This window comes from Malacoplasma iowae (assembly GCF_900660615.1).
Classification (GTDB): domain Bacteria; phylum Bacillota_I; class Bacilli_A; order Mycoplasmatales; family Mycoplasmoidaceae; genus Malacoplasma; species Malacoplasma iowae.
In genome coordinates this window covers 618,713-641,089 of record NZ_LR215023.1, presented here as the reverse complement: position 1 = coordinate 641,089, position 22,377 = coordinate 618,713, and the positions used below count along the sequence as shown (strand labels likewise).

Sequence of the window (22,377 nt, the reverse complement as noted above, 5' to 3'; positions counted from 1 at the left end):
CTACCTCCAGTATATAAGTTATTTATATTATACATAATTTTAGCACTTTAATGCTAAGAGTGATAATTTTATTAATAATTATTTATATACAATATTTTTTAAATTGTGATATCATAATTCATACTATGATAAAAAAACTTATAAATTTTCACAACTTAAATTGTTGTTGCTGTTGTTTTATTAAATAACAGCAAAGGGTTTTTATTAGTTCTTAACTCTTTGCAAACAATATCTTTACTCAAGGAGTTTTTGTGTCTAATAAAAATTTTAATGAAAAATCTTTTACTTTTTTTACTATAAATTACATTGTCGGATTTGGTTTTTTAACCACAATTATTTCATTAGTTAAACTTAATATATTTGGAATAATAGTTTTGCTAACAACTGGTTTTATAACATTTGCAGTTAGTTTAGTTTATTCAAGGTTAACAAATTCTTTTAAAGAAGATTATGGTGGAACTTATTCTTATTCCAAAAAACTTAACAATAAATTATTCAGTTTCTTTTTAGGATGAAATCAATATATGCAAGGACCAATCCTTGCAAGTACTGCTCCATTATTTTTAGCTGATGCTGCAAGTTTTTTAACAACTGATGAAAAAATAATTTGAATAATAAGACTTGTATCAATATTATTCTTTATTGTTTTAGTTTTAATTTCAACACTTGGATTAAAGTTGAATAAAAAAATAATTTTAATTTCAGCAATTGTCAAATGGGTTATTTTAGCTTTAGGAATGGGTATTAGTTTATACTTGTCTATAATTCAAAACAACTTTGTTTCAAATATTACAACAAATAATCAAATAACAACTTATACAATATTTTCAACAATACTTGCATTTATGTATGCTTTTGGTGGATTTGAAGATGTTTCAAGTATGGCTAAAGATGTTAAGTTTAATAATTTTAGAAAAATTTTAATGATCTCATTTGCGTTTATAATTTCTTTTTACTTTATTTTTTATATCATTATGCTTGGAATTAATAATTCAAACATTAGCAATTTTAGTCAAATATTTAGTTTAGTATTTATGAATACTGGAATAATTATTTTTGTTATTGGATTAATTTTTAATGGCGTTTCATCAAAAATATCCATAAATATATCTACTGCAAGAAAGATAGTAGCATTAAGTGATGATGGTTATATCTTTGGTTGATTGTCAAAAAAGAATAAAAATAATGAATATAAAAATGCTATCTGATTTAATTCAATAATAACAATAATATCATTAATTTTATTTTGGGTTATTCCGACTTTTCTAAATCTTAACAATTTCTTTGAATCAGTTATAAGCATAGGTTCTATTGCATTTTTATTGCAATATATATTTACTTTTATAATTGCTTTAATATTACATTTTAAAAAGAAAATTGATAAGATTCCATTATGAGAAATCATAGTTTATATACTTGGTTCTTTATTTATATTTGCAACATTATTATTTTATATTTTCCCATTCATATTGAATGAAAAATGAACTATTAATAATACTATAGTAATAACAAGTTATTTTGGATTTTTATCCATTGGATTTATTATTTATTTAATTGTTTTTATGAATAATAAAAAGAAATTAAATAAAAACAAAATAGATAAATAAATTAAATTATTTTTAAAATATCATTTACAAAATAAAACGAACCAATAAATAATGTTGGTTTGTTTATTTTTTTTAAAAATGATTTTAAATCATTAATTCTTACAAAATTATTGTCATATTTTTCAATTTCTAATGGTTTTAAACCATTATTTTGATAGCAATATATTTGAAGTTTAAACTGTTTTAATAAATTAAAAATTTCATTGTAATCTTTGTCTTTTGATAAAGATAAAACAATTTGATCAATTATTATATTTTTTTCTTTAATGTATTCAAATGTTTTTTTAAATGCTTGAACATTATGTGAAACATCTAGATAGCATTTATTTTTATTAATGTAAAAACTTTCCATTCTTCCATTAGGAGATGTAAAATTAGATTTAAAATCTTTTATCTTAAATTCGTTTTTTAAAAATGTTTTAGAAATAGATTCATTAATAGTTTTATATGTAGTTTTATCTGTTTTAACAATATTTAATTTAGTGTTAAATAATTTTGATTTAGAAATAAAAATATCCAAAACATCATCACTGATGTCATCTGTTATATATGTTATTCTACCTTCTTTGATTGCATAACTTTTATCTTCAGCAATTTCTTTTATAGAATTGCCTAATACATCTTGATGATCTATACCAATAGAAGTAATTATTGAATAATCATGATTAATAAAATTTGTTATATCTTTTTTAGCCCCAATTCCAGCTTCAAAAATAGCAACATCAACTTTTTTTTGATGGAAATACATTATTGCTATAAAAAAAAGCGTATCAAATCATCCAAAATTAAATGTTGGAAAACTAACCTTTAATCTTTTATGAAGTTTGTCCATTTTTCTATTAGAAATAGGTTTTCCATTAATAATAATTCTTTCATTAACATTCATTATGTGAGGAGATGTAAAAGCACCAACTTTATAACCATTAGCTACTAATTCATCATGAATGTATTTACAATTTGAACCTTTACCATTTGTTCCTGTAACATATATGGTTTTAAAATTAAAATTTCATTTAAAAAAATTACCTATAGCAATAAAATCGTTATAGGCAAAAGGTGTGTTTTTCTTTTTAAAATCTATCTTATTATATTTCATATAAACAATATAATATTTTTATTATGAAATAGTTAAATTATTGTTAGAATTTTCTTTTTTATTTTGAACAAATTTTTTAACAGATTTATATATGCAAACTAACATGTGAATTAATCCAACTGCTATAATAATATGTGGTATTGCTGTAAGACTTGAACTTAATGATTTATATGGATTTTTATTAGTTATAACAAAAGTTCAAGGACCATTAGCATTGTTAGTGCCATTATTAATTTGTGTTTTTATATATTCAATTCCAAAAACTGCATCTATACCTCTTATTAACATGAAAATTAAAAGTAATAGTAAACCAATATTGTATAAAACAATTGATGATATAAAAAATCTTTTTTTATAAGATATAGTAAACAATTTTTCTAATATCAAAAATACCAAATTTACAATAAAACCTAAAACTAATGCGTGTGTATGTAAAACAGATAATTGAGTAAATATACCCATAAATTTGAATACAAATATTTTTTCATTAAAAACTTTATAATAACCTGTTAGTGTTCCAGTAGTTGTATCAAATGTTCCTTTTCCTCCAAATAAAAAAAAGAAATCATAAAAAATTCCTAGCAATAAACCTATTACCAATCATGATATACTAATAATCAATAATATAATCATTGGGCTAGTAAAAAAAGCTTTTTTATTATTATCTTTTTTCATATTTCCTCTCAAAAATAAAGCTGATTACCACTAAAATTATACATTTAATTAGTTTTATAAATTAAATAATTAAGATAAAAATTAATATATAATTAATGACTATTTTAACCATATATTTATTTTAAAAATAAATAAGATATTAAATGAAAAAAAGCACTATCTCTTTATCTAGTGCTTTTAATTTAAAATGTTAAAGTTAATTATTTAATTTTGTTAAATATTTATTGATGTAGAAGGTGTTTCAGATTTTAATCAATTACCATCAACTCCAATAACAACAATACTTGGCATTGGATCTTCATCAGAATTTTTAATAGTAACATTAATTAATAAATCATTAGTATTTTCAGCATCACTAACACTTACACTTTCAATAATACTTGCTTGTTCTTTTGTTAATTCTTTTAACAAAATGTCATTTAATGTTATTTCAGTATTTTTTTCAGGACTTGGTGTTACTGCTTCATCTTTAATTGCTTTGGTTATTGACTTAACTTGTGTTTTTGTGTATTTTGTTATCTTATTGTAATCTATTGTAAGATCAATATTTTGTGAAGTTACAATTGATTCAGTTGGAATATAAAAATCTCTTATTACAGTACTTGGAGCAAATAAATCTTCATCGCCTGTTAAAGGTTTATTAGCTAATTTTAATCCTGTTCCAAATTCAGATGGATTAAATTTCAAATCTGAAATTCTAATTTCATACCCTAATAAACCACCATATTTTGACTCTTGAGTTATTAACCCAACTTGTCCAAAGATACTTTTATCATCATCATCGCCCATGTACAATTCTATTAAATCATCAACATCTGCTTCAAAAGAATTTGTGTTATCACCATCATCAATATCTCCTTTTGCTAATAACATTGCCTTGATACCTTCTATTTCAGTAGTTGTTGCAAATTTAGGTGTTAATTTTAAAGTTTTTGTTTGATCTTTATATCCTTCAAATTCTTTTTCACCATCTACTTCGACTTCATATGTAACATTAAGAGTAGCTGTTAAATTATTAGTATCAATTGATAAAACTTTAATTCTTTCAATTTCAGCTTCTACTTCTAAATCACTATCTAATTTTGATTTGTTAGAATCTTTTTCATATTCAAATTCATAAGTTTTATAAAACTTTGTTAAAACTTCATCAAAGTCTCTTTGTAAATTTGACACATTTAATTTTGATTTAAATGTTTTTTTCAGCATCCATTAAAGCATTTTCATTAAAGTTTGGATCTAATACTTCCAAAGTAGTTGGAACATCACCTTTTCTTGTTTGTACTTTATTAACTGTTGTTTCAAATTTTATTTGACCAACTTTGGTGTTACTGTTAGTTTTCTTAGTACAAGAAGTTAACACAAACGGAATAGCAATTGCTGATGTTGCTAATAATGGAGTTAAACATAATCCCATCAAAAGCCTTTTGTTTTTTCTTTTTTTAATCATTCAAACAATCTCACTTTCATTTTTTTTCATTATAAAAGATAGTAATAACAAAACCAGTATTTTATCAAAAATAAAAAATATAATTTTTATATTTTTTTAAAAAAAATAATATTCAAAAAATAATTTATTTTTCTGAAATAATAATTTAGTTTGTTCTCTTTTATATTTTTACTAAATTTTTCTTTAATTAAGAAAAGGTTAATTAAATTTAATAAAAATAAATATATCAATTTTAAACATAATTATAAAAGTGTGTGTTTATAAAAATAAACACACACCCTTAAAATTGATCTATTAGCATCATTTAAAATATAAAATATAATGATTACTTAATCAAAGAGAACTAGATATTTATAAATATTAATTGTTTAGGTTAATTTATATCAATAACTAATAATTAGAGACAAGAATTTAAAGAGGTAAAAAGAGAGAATATTATAAGAATCAATGACTAACTATATTTATTGAATATAATTTCTAAAAAATAATAATTTAAAAATGTTTTATAATGTGCTAATTTCAAGATCAGTTACAGGAAAGCTACTACATGTATAGAATATTTTGTTTTTGCTATCAGCTTTTCTTAAGTTAGCAAAAGATTTGGGGTAGTATACTTTCCCGCTAATTAATTTAACCCTACATCAAGAACATTGTCCGCTTAAGCAATTACTTAATAATGATATTTTAGCTTTTTGTAAAGCTACAAGAATAGTTTCATCAGCTCTAGCTTTTATTAATAAAACTTTTCCATTTTGGTTAATTTTAATATTGTATGAAGTTTTATTTCCTTCGTTAACATAATCTTCATAATTCTTTGGGTTTCCAATTTCGTTAGATGCTTCACATCTGATGAATTTTTCTTTTACATTTAGTTCATGTAAAGTTTTTCTTACAAATTTGTACATTACCTTAGGACCACAAACAAAGAAAGATGAGTTATTAACATCACAATATTTTTGAATAATTTTACTATCTATAAAACCATTTTCATATTTACTATTTTTCTCTTCAGATAAAACATGGACAACTTTTACTCTACCATTACTTAGTTTTTGTAAGTTATCAAGTTCTTCTAAAAATAAAATATTTTTTGACGTTCTGTTACCAAATAAAATTGTTAAATTAAAATCTTCAACATTTTCAACAATTGATTTTGCCATTGACAAAAATGGAGTAATTCCAGATCCACCAGCAATAGCTACAACATGTTTTTTATCTCTTAAAAAAGTGTAATAAAAATCACCTTGTGGACCAGTTGATTTAATCATGTCACCCTTTTTAACTTTGTCTAACATATAATTTGAAACATAACCATTAGGTTTTCTTTTTATAGTTATTTGATAAATGTTTTTATTTTTAGCATCAAGTGGTGAACAAGACAAAGAGTATGGTCTGCTTATTAAATAGTTATCAATATTAACACTAATACTTATGTATTGTCCAGCTCTAAAAAATGCTGCGTGATTTGTTGTTGGTTGTAAAACAAAAGTTTTAGTGTCGCTTGAAACATCTATGATATCAATGATTTTTAAATCATGTTCTTTAGGATGAAGTGAATTAGCTAATTCATTTACATAATATTTGGTTTTAATATTTCTTACATTTTGTTTATCGACAAGCTCATTTCTTTTAAGGTTCATTTTTTTAGTTTTTAACAAGTCCATAAAAAGGAATGGACTTTTTTTATAAAGTATTTTCTTTTTTTGATTTTGCATTTACAAAAGCCTCCATATGTTTTCCATAAGCTTTTTTACCAGCTATATCACCTGATTTATATGTTGTTGAATAACCATGAGCTCTAAAAGAATATCCACCAGCAAAAAATAGATTTTTAACATTTATGTCATTGTCCATAAATTTTGATCTAGAAATTATTGCATCACTTTTGTTATCAGAATAACCATAGATAACACCATTTTTTACCCCTGTATATCTTGCAAATGTAATTGGTGTTGCAATTTCTATTTCTTCTATGTGATCCATGATGTTAACATTCATTTTTTCTTCAAAATCTTTAATCATTTTATAAGCGATTTTTTCTTTTGTTTTGAAATAATCTACATCCTTAACATCATTTCAAGCATCTTCATAAAGTGTTGTGAAAGACATAATACATGTTCCATCTGGTGATGCATCTTTTACTACATTATTTAAAATAACAACAATATATTCATTATTTTTTTCAATGCTTTTTATGTTTTCATAATTACGATCTTGATTTAAACCAGAATACATAAAATAAGAATAATCTTTTAACTTTAAATCTTCAGGTCTAATGTTAAGACCTATATAAAAACTAAATCCTTGTTTGTTTAATTTTCTAAAATTTACTAATTTGTTATCACGTGGTGGAACCTTATCTTTATCAATTAATTCACCATAAACTATGTTAGGTGAACAATTTGCAATAACAATATTAGTTTCAATTTCACCTTTAGTTGTAATAACTTTTTTAATATTATAGTTTTCAACAACTATTTTTGTTGCTTTTGTGTTAAATCAAACTTCACCACCATATTCTTGAAATTTTGTTACCAAAGCACTAGATATTTCATGACTTCTACAACCAGGAATATAAGCTGAATAATTGATATATTCTGAAAACATAACACCATATAAAGTGAAATCTAAAATTTCTGGTGGTTCACCTAAGTATGTTCAATAAGCTGATAAAATATTTTTTGCAAATTTTGATAATTTAAAAGTATTTAATACTTGTTTTAATGTGTAACTACCACTACTTAAAAAATTTGGAAATTTTTGTTTTAATTCTTTTTGATTTGCTTTTCCTTTATTAAATTCTAGTCATAAAAAAGCATCATATATTTCAGTACACAAATCTATAAATCTTAAAACTTCTTTATAACAGCCCTTGTCATACTCATCAAGTTTTCTTGCGAATGCTTCTCTACCAAAAGGGAAACTATATTCTTTTACTTGATTGTTTTCTTTTAAAACTATTGTAAATGCTTCTTTAACTTCATGTCATGTTACAAGATCATTTACACCTAATTCATCAAACAACTGATAAATATAACCAGGATTGTTTTTGTTACCTACTGCACCTAATTCATGTAATGCTGGTTCAAATTCAAACCTTCCTCTTACAAAACTACTTGCAAATCCACCTGGAACATTATGTTGTTCAACTAAAAGAACTTTCATCCCATATTTTGCCATCCTTGTAGCAGATACTAGTCCACCATTACCAGCACCTATTACAACAGCATCATATTTAATTGTGTTCATATAACCTCCTTTATATATAAAATATAATACTATATTATATAGTATAGTACTATTATTTATTTTGCGTTATTTATTTTTATTAATAATTTAATCAATTAAAAATTAATTCCTATTATTAGTATGTTCTAAAAGTTTTTTTAACAAGTAGATAAATTCTTTTTAATAAGAACAAATAAAATAACAATATGTAAAATAAAAAACTAGATCAATAGTGATCTAGTTAGTTTTGTTTATAGACAATTAATATATCTAATCATTATTTCAAAAAAACATTAAATTAATTTTCTATATTTCAATTTAATAATTTGAAATAGATTAACATTAATTGTAGCTTTACCAAATTTTATTTAAAAAGATTTAATTAGTCTTTAATAACAACTGTTGTGACATCAATAATTATTTTTTTTATTAATGGATACTTAATAAAATAACAACATATTATAAATTATTATCAGAATTATTAACAAATCAATTCAATGCGATTGTTAATTCTTTTTTAGTTTCATACTCAAATCCAGAATGTCCAGCACATGTAAATTTAATCGATGCATTATTCATACAATAAAATAATTTATAAGCTTCACTTGGCCTACATATTAAATCATATCTTCCGTGAACTATAAATGTTTTAATATCTTTTATTTTATATACATTATTAATAATAAAATCATTTCAATTTAAAAAAGAATTGTTAATTGCATAATGACATTCCATTAAAGCTATTTGATAACATTCTTCATCTGACATATTATCAATTTCTTTAAAATTAGGTTTTAAATTTAACATAATGGCTTCTCATTCTGCTCATGATCTTGCTGCAAAATACTTAATTGATTCAAATTCATCACTAGTTAATAACTTATAATAATTTGAAATTGTATTATTAGAATTAAACAAATTATTAAAAGATATGAATTTTTTATAATATTCTGGGTAATAATAAGATGCACCACTATCTAACAATCAGTTTCAATCGTTTTTTTCACCTAAAAAAACGCCTCTTAAAATAAGTCCTTTAACTGTTTCTGGATAGTTAATAGCATATACTAGAGATAATGTGCTTCCTCAACTTCCTCCAAATATAATTCATTTATCAATGTTTAAATGTTTTCTTAACATTTCAATATCTAATACAAGATCGTTTGTGGTGTTGTTTTCAATACAAAATCTTGGATGACTTTTTCCACATCCTCTTTGATCAAATAAAATAACATAAAATTTATTTAAATCAAAATATTTCAAACTATCTTTTGATGTATTTCCACCAGGGCCACCATGAACATATAAAACAGGAATACCATTTTTATTTCCTGCTGTTCAACAATAGATGTGATGTATATCATCTACTTTTAAATAAAAATCTTCAATCATATAATTCATAATATAAAACCTTAAAAAAATTTAATATATTATATCAACTAATATCGTTTTAAATAACATAGTTTAATTGTTTATAAAATTTATTATTTATAGTAATTAAATATAAATTAAAATACTCACAATCAAATATGATTGTGAGTATAAAGAACTAAATATAATAAAGATTATTATTGTTTTCCAGCAACATTAACAATGTCACCAACTATTGAATCTTTACCATCATTGTTTAAGAATTGAATTCCGTTACTCATAGTTACATATCTATAATTAACTGAACGTCCAAAAGACATTACACCTTTGAATTCAAATCTACCAACATTAGCACTTGTTCAACTATTGTTATATGATTCATCTAAAACAATAGATCCATATTTACCTTCTTTTGTTGCTGAATCTGATGAATTATTATAGAATGCAAGATTTCAACCACTTGGAGCATATTTATCAGCATCTTTACTTAATAAATTAGTATCTAAAATTAATTTGTGTCCATTTAAATAGAAGAATAAATTAATTGGATTTGTAATATTATCATTTTTGAAAGCTTCATATTTTGTTAATATTTCAGATAATTTTGTATCTGCGTTAAGGTTGTATACATAACCATTAACAACTTCCATAAATGCACCATGTTCTCATTCAACTGTTTCACCATTTTGACCAATATCAGCAATAATGAATGATGGGTTAATTGTTATTGGAGTTGAATCATCTGAGTATAATCAACTCTTATTAGTTAACTTATCAATTGTATCTTTATATTCAGGCATTTTAGCGATAAATTGACGTTTATTTTCTTTATCATTTTTTGTCGGAACAAAATGACTTTCGCTTGCCCCAGTAATTTTAAACTCTCTTACAGTATATCCTTCATAACCTTTGTTTGGATCAAATAATAATTTAATTTCATCACCTGGTTGGAAATTAATTGTATCTGTTCTTAAACCAGAAGGAGTTACAAAGTATATAGTACCTTCTTTTTGTTGATTATTTATTAATTTGATTTGATAAGCATAAGCATCAGCACTTAAAAGACTAACAGTTCTAGTTAATGTCATTCTCATAGCACTAGAATCAACTGCACCATTAGAATTTTCTCCACCTACAGTTGTAGAATTTCCTGATGAAACTGGAGCTTGAGGTAAATCTATTGAATTATTTACATTAATAGAACTTCCGCTATTTGTTGAAGTGTTGTATTTTGTAAGTGTAGAATCTAATGAAAGTGCTACACCACCAACTACACCAAAACTAGCTAATACAGTTAAAGAACCGATTAACATTTTTTTCTTTCTTGAGAATTTGCTCATAAATATTTTCCCCTTTTTTATAATTTTTTAAATTCTACAATATTTTTTTACGCCCTACAACCCCAACCGTACTGCAATCGTTCTTTATTATTTTTTATTACTAAATTTTATTTATATTATTTATTTACATTAAAAAAATAATAAATTTAATTATTTGTAAAATAAAAACAATAGAGGTTTTATTTATGTAATTAACAAAACTGCTACTGCATATTTTTTATAAAAAATTGGTTAAATTAAACTTGTTTATTGTATTCATCTACAAAAGATTGAAATAATTCACACACATAATTAAACACATTTAACGATTCAGCTTTTTTATCATCGTTTTCTTTTTTCTCTATTTCGAATTTGTCACCATCTGGAATAGCAACTGCTATAGATGTTAGAAAATCATTGATTCCATCATTATTTCATTTTTCAGAATTTTTTGAAACTTCTATTTTGTGTTTTCCACATTCTACATAAATATTAAAATCAGTTTGATTTGTTTCACTATTAAATAAAGAACTATCTACAATTTTTATTTTCATAATTAATTTTCTCCTTTAGCTTTAATATATCTTGCTTCTAAGTATTTAAAACCGCCCTCAAGATAAAAAGTTGTTGTTGTGTCATTGCTATTTTTATCTAATGATATTTTTCCCTCTTGATATGGGTTAATTTTATTATTTAAGTCTGCAACTATCACTTTTTCAGGGTTTGATAATATACCTATGTTTGCATTATGGGTAACAATAAATACTTGTTGTTCTTTTCTTTCTTGTATTAAATCAAGAATTGTTGTTGCAATAGTATTATTATCTAAATTATCTTCTGGTTGATCTAAAAATAAATCTTGGTTATTTGATCTTTTAAGTTTATACTTAATTCCATATATCGATCTTTGTCCTAAAGATAATGTTTTGTAGTCATAACCATCAGCATATACTTGAACAAAATTAACAAGTTCTTTTGAGATTTTATTAATTATCTTATTTTGATCAAAATCTTTTTTACTTTTTGTTTCCTTTTGATTTTCATGAATTCATCTATAAAGGTCTTTTTCACTTTTTGGAGTGTTTAAAACTATTTTTAATAAATCATAAATAAAGTCATCATCAAATTTAACACCATCTTGTGGCATTTTGTAAGTTAAAAAAGTATGTTCTAACTCTTCTTTATCAAATTTAATTTCTAAAGAAGTGTTTGTTAATTCATAAAAAATTTTTTTCAATTTAATAATTTGTTTTGCAAAATTTGCAAAATAATCTTTTGATGTCTTTTCAAAAGTTTTTAAACCTTGATTATTGTAATCTAATTCTTTAATCTTGTTTATTTGTCTTATATATGCAATGTTAAAAGCATCAAAAACATTTGCTATTTTTTTTGTTAATTTATTTCTATTTAATAGCAATTGTGTTAATTGATTGTGGTTTTCAATGATATTTCCCAAAATCTTTTGATAATCACTATTGAATTTATCATCTTTATATACAGAAGTTAAATCTATATTTTCTTTAAAAGACTTCATTAATCCAATTTGCTCTTTTGAATTTTCTATTATTTTATTAATATTTTTCGTTTCAATATCTTTTAAACTTTTAAACTTAGATATAGAAAAATTCAAATGACTAATAATATTTAAATCATCTTTTGTTTTTTTAAAATTGAATGTATTGGCTCAATTAATAGAGTTATGTGATCCATTAATTAAACTATAAATCATGTTATAAAAATTTTGAATTCTATTAATTATATTACTAACTTTGTCAAACTGTTTTTGAACAATTTCTTTTGCATAATTGTATTTTTCTTTTTCTATATCATCTGATTTATTAAGATCTTTTTTAATTGGATCATCTTGAAAAATGACATCATTTCTTTTATAAAAATCATTAAATTTATCTTTTTCGTTTTTTTTAGATAATGTAGATGATAATATTGTTTCACCATTAAATTCTTCAGCTTTAACAAATTCTAATCCATGATTTTTTAAAGCATCAATAACATTAGATGGTAAGTATCCATTTTTAATGGAAGCAAGTAAATCAAATAATGTTGATTTGCCACCACCCTTTGGGCCAACTATAACATTAATATGTCTATCAAAATCAATTTTAATTAAACCTTCACTTTCATCAAGTGAATCAGTTTTTTTAAAATAAATTGCTTTAATCATTAAAACTCCTTATGAATATCTTTTTTTATAATAAATTTTGTTTTGTTTTAATGCTTTTTTTAGTGCATTAAAACTTTTTTCTCCAATGTCATCAACTATAGTAACAAGCTCTCCCTGCTGTGGATATTTATCTCAAACATGAGTATCAGAAAAAGCAACCACTGATGAAATGAATCCTTTTTTTAAAACTTGTTTATAGTTTGGGTGCATTTCATTAGTTATTTCAAAAGCATCATAATTTAAACCTTCTAAGTCTTCATAAGAAAAAAAATCATTTTTACCAATATGGATTATTCTTATTGTTTCAAAATTACTAAATAAATTATTAATATTAGATAAACTAACACCATTTTTTAAAATAGTATTAGCTTCTTTTTGTAACATTAACAATTCTTGATCAGTTAAGTTATCATTGAAGATAATTAGCATATGACCAATAATCCCATTTTTTCTAACAACATTAACTTCAATACCTGGAAGTAATTTAATTTTTCCTGTTAATGCTAATTGATATGCCTTTTTATATAACTCATAGTCAAAAATATTGTGATCTGTAAATGAAGCAATTTCTACATTATTAACTTTAAGTTTTTTTAATGTGTCATATAAAGAACTTCATTTAATGGTATCACCGTTACTTATTGATGCTGGAGTATGTAAATGAAGATCTATTTTCATATATACCCCAATTTTAAAATAAATTAATTAGCTGTTAATCATGTCAATTATCATATGCTCTTTGTCACTAAGATCTGATAATAATTTTCAATCATAATGCTAATACAACAGATTTCTGTTGCAAAAATTATTATACAATAATATGTAAAAATATATTTAAAAAAAATAACCATTAAATATTTTTTTAAAATAATCTAACAGTTATTTATACTTATTAAAAAATGAATTCTAAAAAAAATAGATATTTTAAAAGTTAGTGTTAACAAATTTTATTTACTCTAAGAAGACATATTTTTGTATTCATAATCAAATTGTTGTTTGGCTTCTTTTATATCGTTTTTTACACTAATTATTTGTTTGTTTATATCTATTAATCTAGAACTATTAAATACTTTTTTTGATTTTGTTAGCAGCAATTTTAACTTATTCTCAAGTTTCTTAATTTCATAAAATTTATATAAAGTAATGTAATTAATGTGTTTTTTGAATGGCATTTGTAGTTTTAGAACATATAAAAAAACAATCTTGTATACTATGTCTTCAAACATGTCTAAAACAGAGTTTTTGTTCAATTCTTCATACTTCAAAAAATTTGAAAAATTATTATGCTCTATTTTTAATAATATGTATGTTTTCTTTTTTGTTATTTTTTCAAGTAAAAAATCTAGATCATCATTTTTCAAAAATGATGTGTTAATCATATAGTATGAATAATGAGTTTTATAGAACTCAAATATATATGGATTGAATTTAAAATAAGAATGAAAAATTTTTGATATTAAACCAATATTTTTATCTATTCTTAAATTAGTTTTTAAGTATATTAGACTTTGTTGTTTGCCATCGATTAATGTTGTTATTAAATCTTGAAAATATATTTTTTTACCTATAGTGTTTATAGTAAGATTTATTTCTTTATGAATGTTTTTTTTAGAACTATTCAACAATATTTTTTCTATTAAATACTCTTTATCAACTTCTTTAAATTTTTTATTATCTTTTATCATTATAAAATTATCAAAAAAGATATAAGTTGAAAGTCATAAAGAGTTTCTGATATATTTGCATTCATTGATAAAAGTTTTTTAAAATCATTTTCAATATGTTTAGATTTTAAAAAATCTATTGATTTTAAATAAATATTCTTTAAAAAATTCATATCTTCAAAATCATTAGTAATTTCAACAAATTGTTTTAAAGCCTTATCATCAAAATAATTGTTTTTTGATGCATATGATTTGTAAATTTGAAGTATTTCATTTAATGTTTTATTTGGTAATATTATTTCATTATCTATCACTTTCACAGAGACAAAAACATATGGTTCAATCATATTATCTTTGTCTTTTGAAACTGTTTTCTTAAATAGAAAAATAGCTAAGTTTTTGTCTTCGTCATTAATAGAACTAACTACAGAATAAAATCCTCTACTAAATAAATATTTGTTTTTCATTTCATTAGCAAAAAGGTTATTATACCTTCATAAATCTATTAAATATTCATTAAATGTTAATGAGCTAAATGAATAATCGCTTTTAGATTCTTCATATTTATCTATATTTTCCTTTAATTGATTCAATTGTTCTAATCTATAGTTTTCTTCTTCGCTTAGGTTATCATTAGACTTCAATATATGATCATCACCAGTTGAAGCATGAACAACTTTTTCCATTTTATTTCTAACTCTTGATTCAAGTTTAATGTATTCTTCAAGTTCTATATTTGGTCACATATTTATAAGTTGAATATATTTATTTTTTGATTGCAATCTATCTATTCTTCCAAATCTTTGAATAATTCTTACAGGATTTCAATGAATATCATAATTAATTAAACAATCACAATCTTGCAAATTTTGTCCTTCAGAAATACAATCAGTTCCAATCAAAATATCAAATTCTATTGAAGAATCAAGACCAGTGTCTTCTATTTTTTTAGATTTAGGTGAAAAATATGTAAGAATATCATTAACACCTAAACTGTTGTTATTTAATAATTTTGGATGGTTTGATATGTTTTTTGTACCAGTTACAACTGATGTCAGGTACTTATTTTTTAGATGATTATATATGTATAACGCTGTGTCTTCAAATGTTGTAAAAATTATAATCTTCTTATTTCCTTCATTAAAAGGATTATTAATTTTCTCTTCAATTAACTCAATTAATGTATTTAATTTAGAGTCCTTGTTTTCATTTATTAAGCTCGTAACTTTATATATGTTTTCAAGTAAATTTAAATCATAAACAAGATCAGATTTAAATTTAGGTAGATCTATATGATTAATATCTATTTTTAAATTATTTTCATATATTGTCTCACTATATTCATTATCATCTATTAATTCATCGTTCGAGAAATTTAAACTTATATTTTCTTTGAAAAGCAAATTCAATATTGAACTAGTTTTTTCTATTATTTTTTTGATCGTCTCATTGAAAGAAAAAATGGAACTTTCTAATCTTTTAAATAGATTGATTTTCATTAAAGAAACTAATCCTTTTTCTCTATTAATATGTAACATTTTTTTGCCTTCAAATTTATAATCCAGTTGGTCATAGATACATAAAAATTCTTCGTAAACATAACTTAATATTTTGTAAGAGGCTAAAGTTAAATCATTTAATTGTTCATTAATTAGTTTAATATTTATTTTATTTTCATCATCTATATTTCATATTATGTTTTTGGGCGGTAACCTTTTAGGGAAGGTCAAATTTGTCTCAGAGTAACTTGATAATATTTGCCTTCTACTTCTAGCAATACTTATTAGATTAAGTAAATTTTTAAATTTAGAACCAATCATTTCAGAAAAATGTTTTGAGTCTCTTTGTTTCAATGGAAGTTTTGATCACTTATTACTTTGTTCTTCAGCATATCTACAAACTGATTTTATAGAATCAATACCATATTCTTTTAAAGCAGAATCATTATCATTAGTTATAAATTTTATTTGATTATTTAAATCATGCATTCTATTATTAACTGGTGTGGCCGATAATAATAAAACTTTAGTATTTCTCCCAGATTTAATAACTTTTTCCATTAAATGTTGATATCTACTTTTGCTTTTGAATTCATCATTAACTCAACTATAATTTCTAAAATTATGTGATTCATCTATAACTAATAAATCAAAATCAGATCAATTAAAACTAGATAAATTATCATTTCCAGAATAACCTTTGTTTCTGTTTATGTCAGAATGATTTTTTACATCATAATTAAATTTTTCATTTGAAAAAGGATTCAACTTACTATTTTGTGTAAATATTGTTCAATTCTCTTTTAATTTTTTAGGTGTTAAAACCAAAACTTTTTGTCTTTTTAATTCATAATATTTTATAACACCCAATGCTTCATAAGTTTTACCAAGCCCAACAGAATCAGCTAAAATACACCCATTAAACTTCTCAAGTTTATCAATTAAACCATAAACTGCATTTTTTTGAAAATCATATAGCGAATTGTAAATTAAACTATTTTTAAATTCATTAGATTCATTTATTTCTATATCTTTTATATTTTTGTATGTATTATCAAAAATGTAAGATAACGTTTTGTTATAACAATCAAAACATGATAGCGGTTTTTGTATAGTAAGCAATCATTCATTAAACATATTTGAAATGTCATATGAAGAATGCGAACTTCATAAATCATTAAACTTCGAGCTAAAGTGAGCTACTGCTTCATTATCTTGATTTTTGTTAACATCAAATAAGTTTTTGTTATTTAAATTTTTTTCAAAAATATTTCCAAAATTGGCATATGAAATATTTTTATCTTTATTTTTTAATATTAAATATGAAGAGTTGTATACAGTATTATCATTGCAAATTTTAATAATGAATTTTTTATCATTTATTAGATTTGACCATTTTTTAGAATATAAATATTTACTGAACTCAAATTCACAATTATCAATATCATTTTCAAAAAATATTTCATTTAAATCAATACACTGGTTATCTTTAAATGTTTTGTTAGTGCTTATTATAAGTCTAATCTTTTTGGCGATTAATATTTGATCTAAAATTTTTCCAAAACCATTAAGTGAAAAAGAATTACATATAATATTTATTTCGGTATTAAAATTAATATTTTCTTTTAATTTATCAACAAAAAATTTCATATATTTATTCCTTATCTAATTCATCAAATGAAGAAACTAGTTGAAATTTAATATTGCCATTTAATGCATTAAAATGTTTTTTACCATAATTTATTTTGTCTTCTTCAGATATTCTTAATTGACCAAAATCAGTACTTCCTTTTGTTTCAACAATAATTTTTTTATCTTTAACACTATATAATCCTCAATCTGGATTATAACCACCAATAGGTGTTTGAATTTTATATCAATTAGGGAACTTAATATAAAATCTTATATCATCAGATAAATCTGTGTCTATTAAGAATTTTTTCTCTACATTAGAATCACAACATATTATGTTGTAAATAGTTTTGTCTTTATTTTTTATGATTACATTTAAATCGCTAGTTTCATAAATTGGAATATTATTTTCAAACTTATTGATTTTATAAGAATCATTTATGCAATAATATTGAATATTATCAGCAGATAATTTATTTATAGTTTTTATAATTCCATTAGTTGCTTTTTCAATACAATAATTTGGGATTTTATTTATGTATTCATTCAAATAAGTAGAAATTAATATTTTATAGATGGTAGCCCTTTTAATATTTGTCTTTTCTGAAATTTGATCAACAACTTCATAAATGTTACATCTATTATCTTCTACCAAATCATTAATAACTTTTTTTGAATGACTTAATTTTTCAGATTTAACACCATCTTTGTTAATATCAATTCTTTGTTTTTCGCTATATAAATAAATTTTTCTATATTCTTGATGTTCACTATTTATAGTTTCAATTGATTTTTCAATTAATTCTTTTGTTGTAAAAGACAATTTATAGAAAGTTTTTTGTGAAATAAAATTTCAAAAATCAATAAAATTTTCATCTTCTAATAATTTTTTATTTAAAACTATATCTTGTTTGTTGTCATAATTTTTTATTATATTTTTGTTTTCTAATTTTAAATAATTTAATATGTGTTCTAATATATAATCTGAAATTAAATTTTTGCACTCACTTTTTATATCTTCAATTAAATTATCATCATATACATTATTTGTTACTATATTATTTTCATCAATTATGTTGCTTGTTTTTAAAATATTTCATAGAAATTCCTCTTTATCATCACATTGATAATTAATAAGAATTTTTCTTAATTTTAACTTATCAAAAACATTAAATCTTAATCCATCTTCTCTGAATTCATTTTGCAATTCTTCTGCAAATTTTTCATAAGATTCATTAGCAACAATGATTAATTCATTTATGTTTTCATCTATTACTCTATTTCCTGATGAATCAACACACAATCTCAAACCTCTTCCTATTTCTTGTCTTTTCTTTATTTCTGAGTTTGTAGAATTAAGAGTACATATAACAAATACATTAGGATTATCCCATCCCTCTCTTAAAGCTGTGTGTGAGAATATAAAAGAAAGTGGTTCATTAATTGATAACAATTTTTCTTTATCTTGCATGATGATTTTATATGTATCTACATCATCTGCGTTTTTTCCTGTTGAATCCTTTGTTTGAAATTTTTTGTCTCCAGAAAAATAACCACCATGAATTTTTGGTAGGTAATCATCTATCATTTTTGGATCATACAATTTATGATATTTATGATTTTCTAGAATTATTTTTTTAAATATGGATTCAAACCATACATAGTAATCACCTTTGATGGTTTCTGTACTGGATTTTTTAACTCTATAATTTTTAACTTCATCAATAAAAAATAAACTCAATACTTTTATATTTTTATCAATTAATTCCAATTGTTTGTCTAAATGATGGATTATAGTTTTTTCTATTTGTGATTGTTTTATTTCAATATTTTTTCTTGAATTTGAATCTTTCTCTAATTTTAATTTAGAACCATCATTTAAAATAACTGTATCAAATGAAACTATATCTTGTATAAATTTATTTTTATATAAAGGTAATTCTGTAGCTTCAAAAAGATCATCATTTTTATAAACTACAACTTTTTTATTTTTGTTGTTTCTATAAACATTTAAAAAAATTTTTTCATTGTCAACTTTTATTAGTGTCAATTCATTTGAGTATGGGTCTTCCACTTTTGACCCATGAACAACAATTCTTTTTACTAATTTTTTTTCATGAGCATCAATTGCATCTAATTTATACATCAATTTTTCATTTTTTCTTTTTCTAAATGTTGCAGAATATCTGATTTTAAATAAAGGATTAAGTTTATTAATAGCCTCATTACTTTTATCAGTACTTGATGTTGTTTGTGGTTCATCAATTATAATAATAGGGTTTGTTTTTGATATTAATTCAATTCCTGAATAACCATTTAATTTATCATTCTTTTCATATATGTTATTAGATGTTTTATTAATTGATTGAACTGTCATTATCATTATTTCTAAATTATTTGATGTAAAAAAATCATACAAATTTGATATTCTACTTCCATCATATTCAAACATCCTATATTGAACACCTGAAAATAAATTTTTAAAATGTTGTTTTGTTATATTATATGTTTTGATAACCCCTTCTTTGATTGCAATAGAAGGCACCAAAATTATAAATTTATTAAATCCATAGTTTTGGTAAAGTTCAATAATTGTTCTTAAATAAACATAAGTTTTTCCTGTACCTGTTTCCATTTCAATATCAAATGTTGTAGAAAATTCGCCATTGTCATCAATTCCATTTTCATATTGAATTTTTTTAATGTTTTTACTTATAATTTCTTTTCAATTTAAAGTTGCTATTTTATTTCCATAGCATTCATAATAATTATCACTATCAACATTAAATAAACTAATCTCTTTATTAAGAGAAAAAATGCCAGGTCTTGTTTTTACATTTTCAAAAATATCAATAATAGATTTAATAGCGTCAATTTGATGAGATAAATTTGAATTAAAATTAAATTTCATTTTATAATACCCTAACACTAGTATTTTCTAATCTAGTTTCTATCTCTTTGAAAATGTTTATTTTTTGACTGTCATCTTTAAACAATTCTTCTTTTATATATAAATTACATGTAAGTTCTAAATCATCTTTTTTAATATTTACTAAATGTTTTACTAATAAATTGGTGTCATTATAATCTGAAATAGAAAATATATGTGTTTTTGATGGATCAACAAAGTATTTGCACCCATCAAGGTTTATTTCTAGAAAATTTTCATTTAAATCAAGACCTATTTTTAATATTATTTCATATAATAAGTCGATATCATTTGTATCTTTTTTAAATTTTGAATCAAAAAATGAAGGTTGTATTTCATCATTTAATTCTACAAAGTTTGAAGATGTAAGTTCAAAATATTTAAAACCTTTTTCTTTGTAGCCAAATGTATTAATTGATCTAATTATTCTTTCTCTTGTAATATCTGTTATAGATTTAAATTTTTCAGATTCTATTTTTTCTGGAAGTTGTACTAAAATAAAATTTCTATTACCATTATCTTCTTTATTAAGCTCCATAACAGCCTGTCCTGTAGTACCAGATCCAGCAAAAAAATCTAAAACTAAAGCATTTTTGTTTTTAGATAAATTTATTAAATATTTTATTAATTTTGTTGGTTTAGGATATGAAAAAATATTTTCATTATTAAATAATTTTCTTAATTCTTCTGTTCCGTTTTGCGATATTCCAACTTTTTCTTTTAGTAATAAACTAATTGGGGTAACACCTTGTTTTGATTCAGATAAAAATGCTTTTTTTCTTATCATTTCACCTTCTGAATAAATTCTATTATCATCTATTAATTCTTTCATTTTTTCTTTAGAAATTATTCATGAGAAGCCTTTTGGCTGTGCATAAATTTTTCCGTTGAATTCAATTTCATAATCATTTTGTTTTGAATAACTAGGGGCTCTTAACTTAATTCTAGTTCATGGACCTCTTGGGTCATTATCAGGATTTTTATAATCATTTAATTGTTTTTCTGTTCTTTCATCTAAATTAATTGTTATGTTTTCCTTTCTTTTAGAATAACACAACACATAATCATGATTTATAGAAACATATTTCGTATTGTTTTTGGGAGCTGTTGTTTTTTGCCATATAAAACAACTAACAAAATTATGCTCTCCAAAAATTTCGTCACAAATAATTTTTAATCTAGCTTGTTCATTGTCATCAATAGATATAAATATAATTCCATCTTCTTTTAATAATGATTTGGCTAATTTTAATCTAGGATAAATCATATTCAATCAATTAGTATGATATCTTCCTTCTGAATCAGAGTTTTTTATATTGCTATTTTCAATTGACTCATCATAATCACTTTTAGACATTTTATATTTATCGTTATAAACAAAATCATTACCTGTATTGTATGGAGGATCAATATAAATGACATCAATTTTTTCAAAATAACTACTTTTTAGTAATTTTAAAACTTCTAGATTATCACCTTCTATAATAATATTTTTACTATTTTTAAAATCTATACTTTTATCATAATTAGGTTTTAGTGTTAATAAAGAATTTGAATTAATGATTTGAAAAAGTTTGTTTTTTCCATTTCAAAAAAAACCATAATTTTCGTGTTCATTTGCTATAAAGTCTTTATTTTCAAACAAGTTATTAAATGACTGAATATCAAATTTTCCATCTTTCACAAATTCAGGGAAGTAAACCTTTATTTACTCTACTAATATAAGTT

16 protein-coding genes are annotated in these 22,377 nt (G+C 22.6%); 1 reads left to right on the top strand and 15 read right to left on the bottom strand.

Translation table 4 applies throughout. From position 1 onward, the window contains the following. Positions 1-251: 251 nt before the first annotated feature. Entirely contained in the window at positions 252-1,607 is a 1,356-nt protein-coding gene (locus EXC57_RS02535; protein WP_004024538.1) for an APC family permease, read from the top strand. A gap of 1 nt (position 1,608) precedes the next feature. Here EXC57_RS02535 and EXC57_RS02530 read toward each other — a convergent pair whose 3' ends face one another. The 15 genes from EXC57_RS02530 to EXC57_RS02460 form a co-directional block, all read right to left on the bottom strand. Beyond that, a complete protein-coding gene (locus EXC57_RS02530; protein ID WP_004024537.1) occupies positions 1,609-2,703 on the bottom strand; it encodes a folylpolyglutamate synthase/dihydrofolate synthase family protein in 1,095 nt (364 codons plus the stop codon). Between the two features lie 21 nt (positions 2,704-2,724). After that, positions 2,725-3,378, bottom strand: a complete 654-nt coding sequence (locus EXC57_RS02525; protein WP_004024536.1) for a DUF2871 family protein — start codon at positions 3,376-3,378, stop codon at positions 2,725-2,727. 213 nt (positions 3,379-3,591) lie between these two features. After that, the gene (locus EXC57_RS02520) at positions 3,592-4,584 is read right to left on the bottom strand and encodes a hypothetical protein (RefSeq protein WP_004024535.1); all 993 of its coding nucleotides are present in this window, start codon (positions 4,582-4,584) and stop codon (positions 3,592-3,594) included. After that, positions 4,565-4,825, bottom strand: a complete 261-nt coding sequence (locus EXC57_RS02515) for a hypothetical protein (protein ID WP_129692593.1) — start codon at positions 4,823-4,825, stop codon at positions 4,565-4,567. The genes EXC57_RS02520 and EXC57_RS02515 overlap by 20 nt, the downstream gene beginning before the upstream one ends. A 503-nt stretch (positions 4,826-5,328) precedes the next feature. After that, positions 5,329-6,540, bottom strand: coding sequence for an iron-sulfur cluster-binding domain-containing protein (locus EXC57_RS02510; protein WP_004024533.1), 1,212 nt, complete (start codon positions 6,538-6,540; stop codon positions 5,329-5,331). Continuing rightward, entirely contained in the window at positions 6,509-8,074 is a 1,566-nt protein-coding gene (locus tag EXC57_RS02505; protein WP_004024532.1) for a phytoene desaturase family protein, read from the bottom strand. The genes EXC57_RS02510 and EXC57_RS02505 overlap by 32 nt, the downstream gene beginning before the upstream one ends. Before the next feature lie 438 nt (positions 8,075-8,512). Continuing rightward, positions 8,513-9,454 (bottom strand): prolyl aminopeptidase, encoded by a 942-nt coding sequence (gene pip, locus EXC57_RS02500; RefSeq protein WP_129692592.1) that lies wholly within the window; start codon positions 9,452-9,454, stop codon positions 8,513-8,515. A 167-nt stretch (positions 9,455-9,621) separates the two neighbouring features. Further along, positions 9,622-10,764, bottom strand: coding sequence for a hypothetical protein (locus EXC57_RS02495; RefSeq protein WP_004024530.1), 1,143 nt, complete (start codon positions 10,762-10,764; stop codon positions 9,622-9,624). A 236-nt stretch (positions 10,765-11,000) separates the two neighbouring features. Then, entirely contained in the window at positions 11,001-11,297 is a 297-nt protein-coding gene (locus EXC57_RS02490; RefSeq protein ID WP_004024529.1) for a hypothetical protein, read from the bottom strand. A gap of 2 nt (positions 11,298-11,299) precedes the next feature. Further along, the gene (locus EXC57_RS02485) at positions 11,300-12,925 is read right to left on the bottom strand and encodes a hypothetical protein (RefSeq protein WP_004024528.1); all 1,626 of its coding nucleotides are present in this window, start codon (positions 12,923-12,925) and stop codon (positions 11,300-11,302) included. Between the two features lie 9 nt (positions 12,926-12,934). Then, the gene (locus EXC57_RS02480) at positions 12,935-13,603 is read right to left on the bottom strand and encodes a PHP domain-containing protein (protein ID WP_004024527.1); all 669 of its coding nucleotides are present in this window, start codon (positions 13,601-13,603) and stop codon (positions 12,935-12,937) included. A gap of 278 nt (positions 13,604-13,881) precedes the next feature. Then, positions 13,882-14,610, bottom strand: coding sequence for a hypothetical protein (locus EXC57_RS02475; protein WP_004024526.1), 729 nt, complete (start codon positions 14,608-14,610; stop codon positions 13,882-13,884). After that, on the bottom strand, positions 14,610-17,738 hold the full coding sequence (locus EXC57_RS02470) for a DEAD/DEAH box helicase (protein WP_129692591.1): 3,129 nt from the start codon (positions 17,736-17,738) through the stop codon (positions 14,610-14,612). The genes EXC57_RS02475 and EXC57_RS02470 overlap by 1 nt, the downstream gene beginning before the upstream one ends. 4 nt (positions 17,739-17,742) lie before the next feature. Beyond that, complete coding sequence (locus tag EXC57_RS02465; RefSeq protein WP_004024524.1) at positions 17,743-20,631, bottom strand: restriction endonuclease; 2,889 nt, start codon at positions 20,629-20,631, stop codon at positions 17,743-17,745. A gap of 1 nt (position 20,632) precedes the next feature. Next, positions 20,633-22,333 carry a site-specific DNA-methyltransferase gene (locus EXC57_RS02460; RefSeq protein ID WP_004024523.1) on the bottom strand — a complete coding sequence of 567 codons (1,701 nt, stop codon included), beginning with the start codon at positions 22,331-22,333 and terminating at the stop codon, positions 20,633-20,635. Between the last annotated feature and the right edge of the window lie 44 nt (positions 22,334-22,377).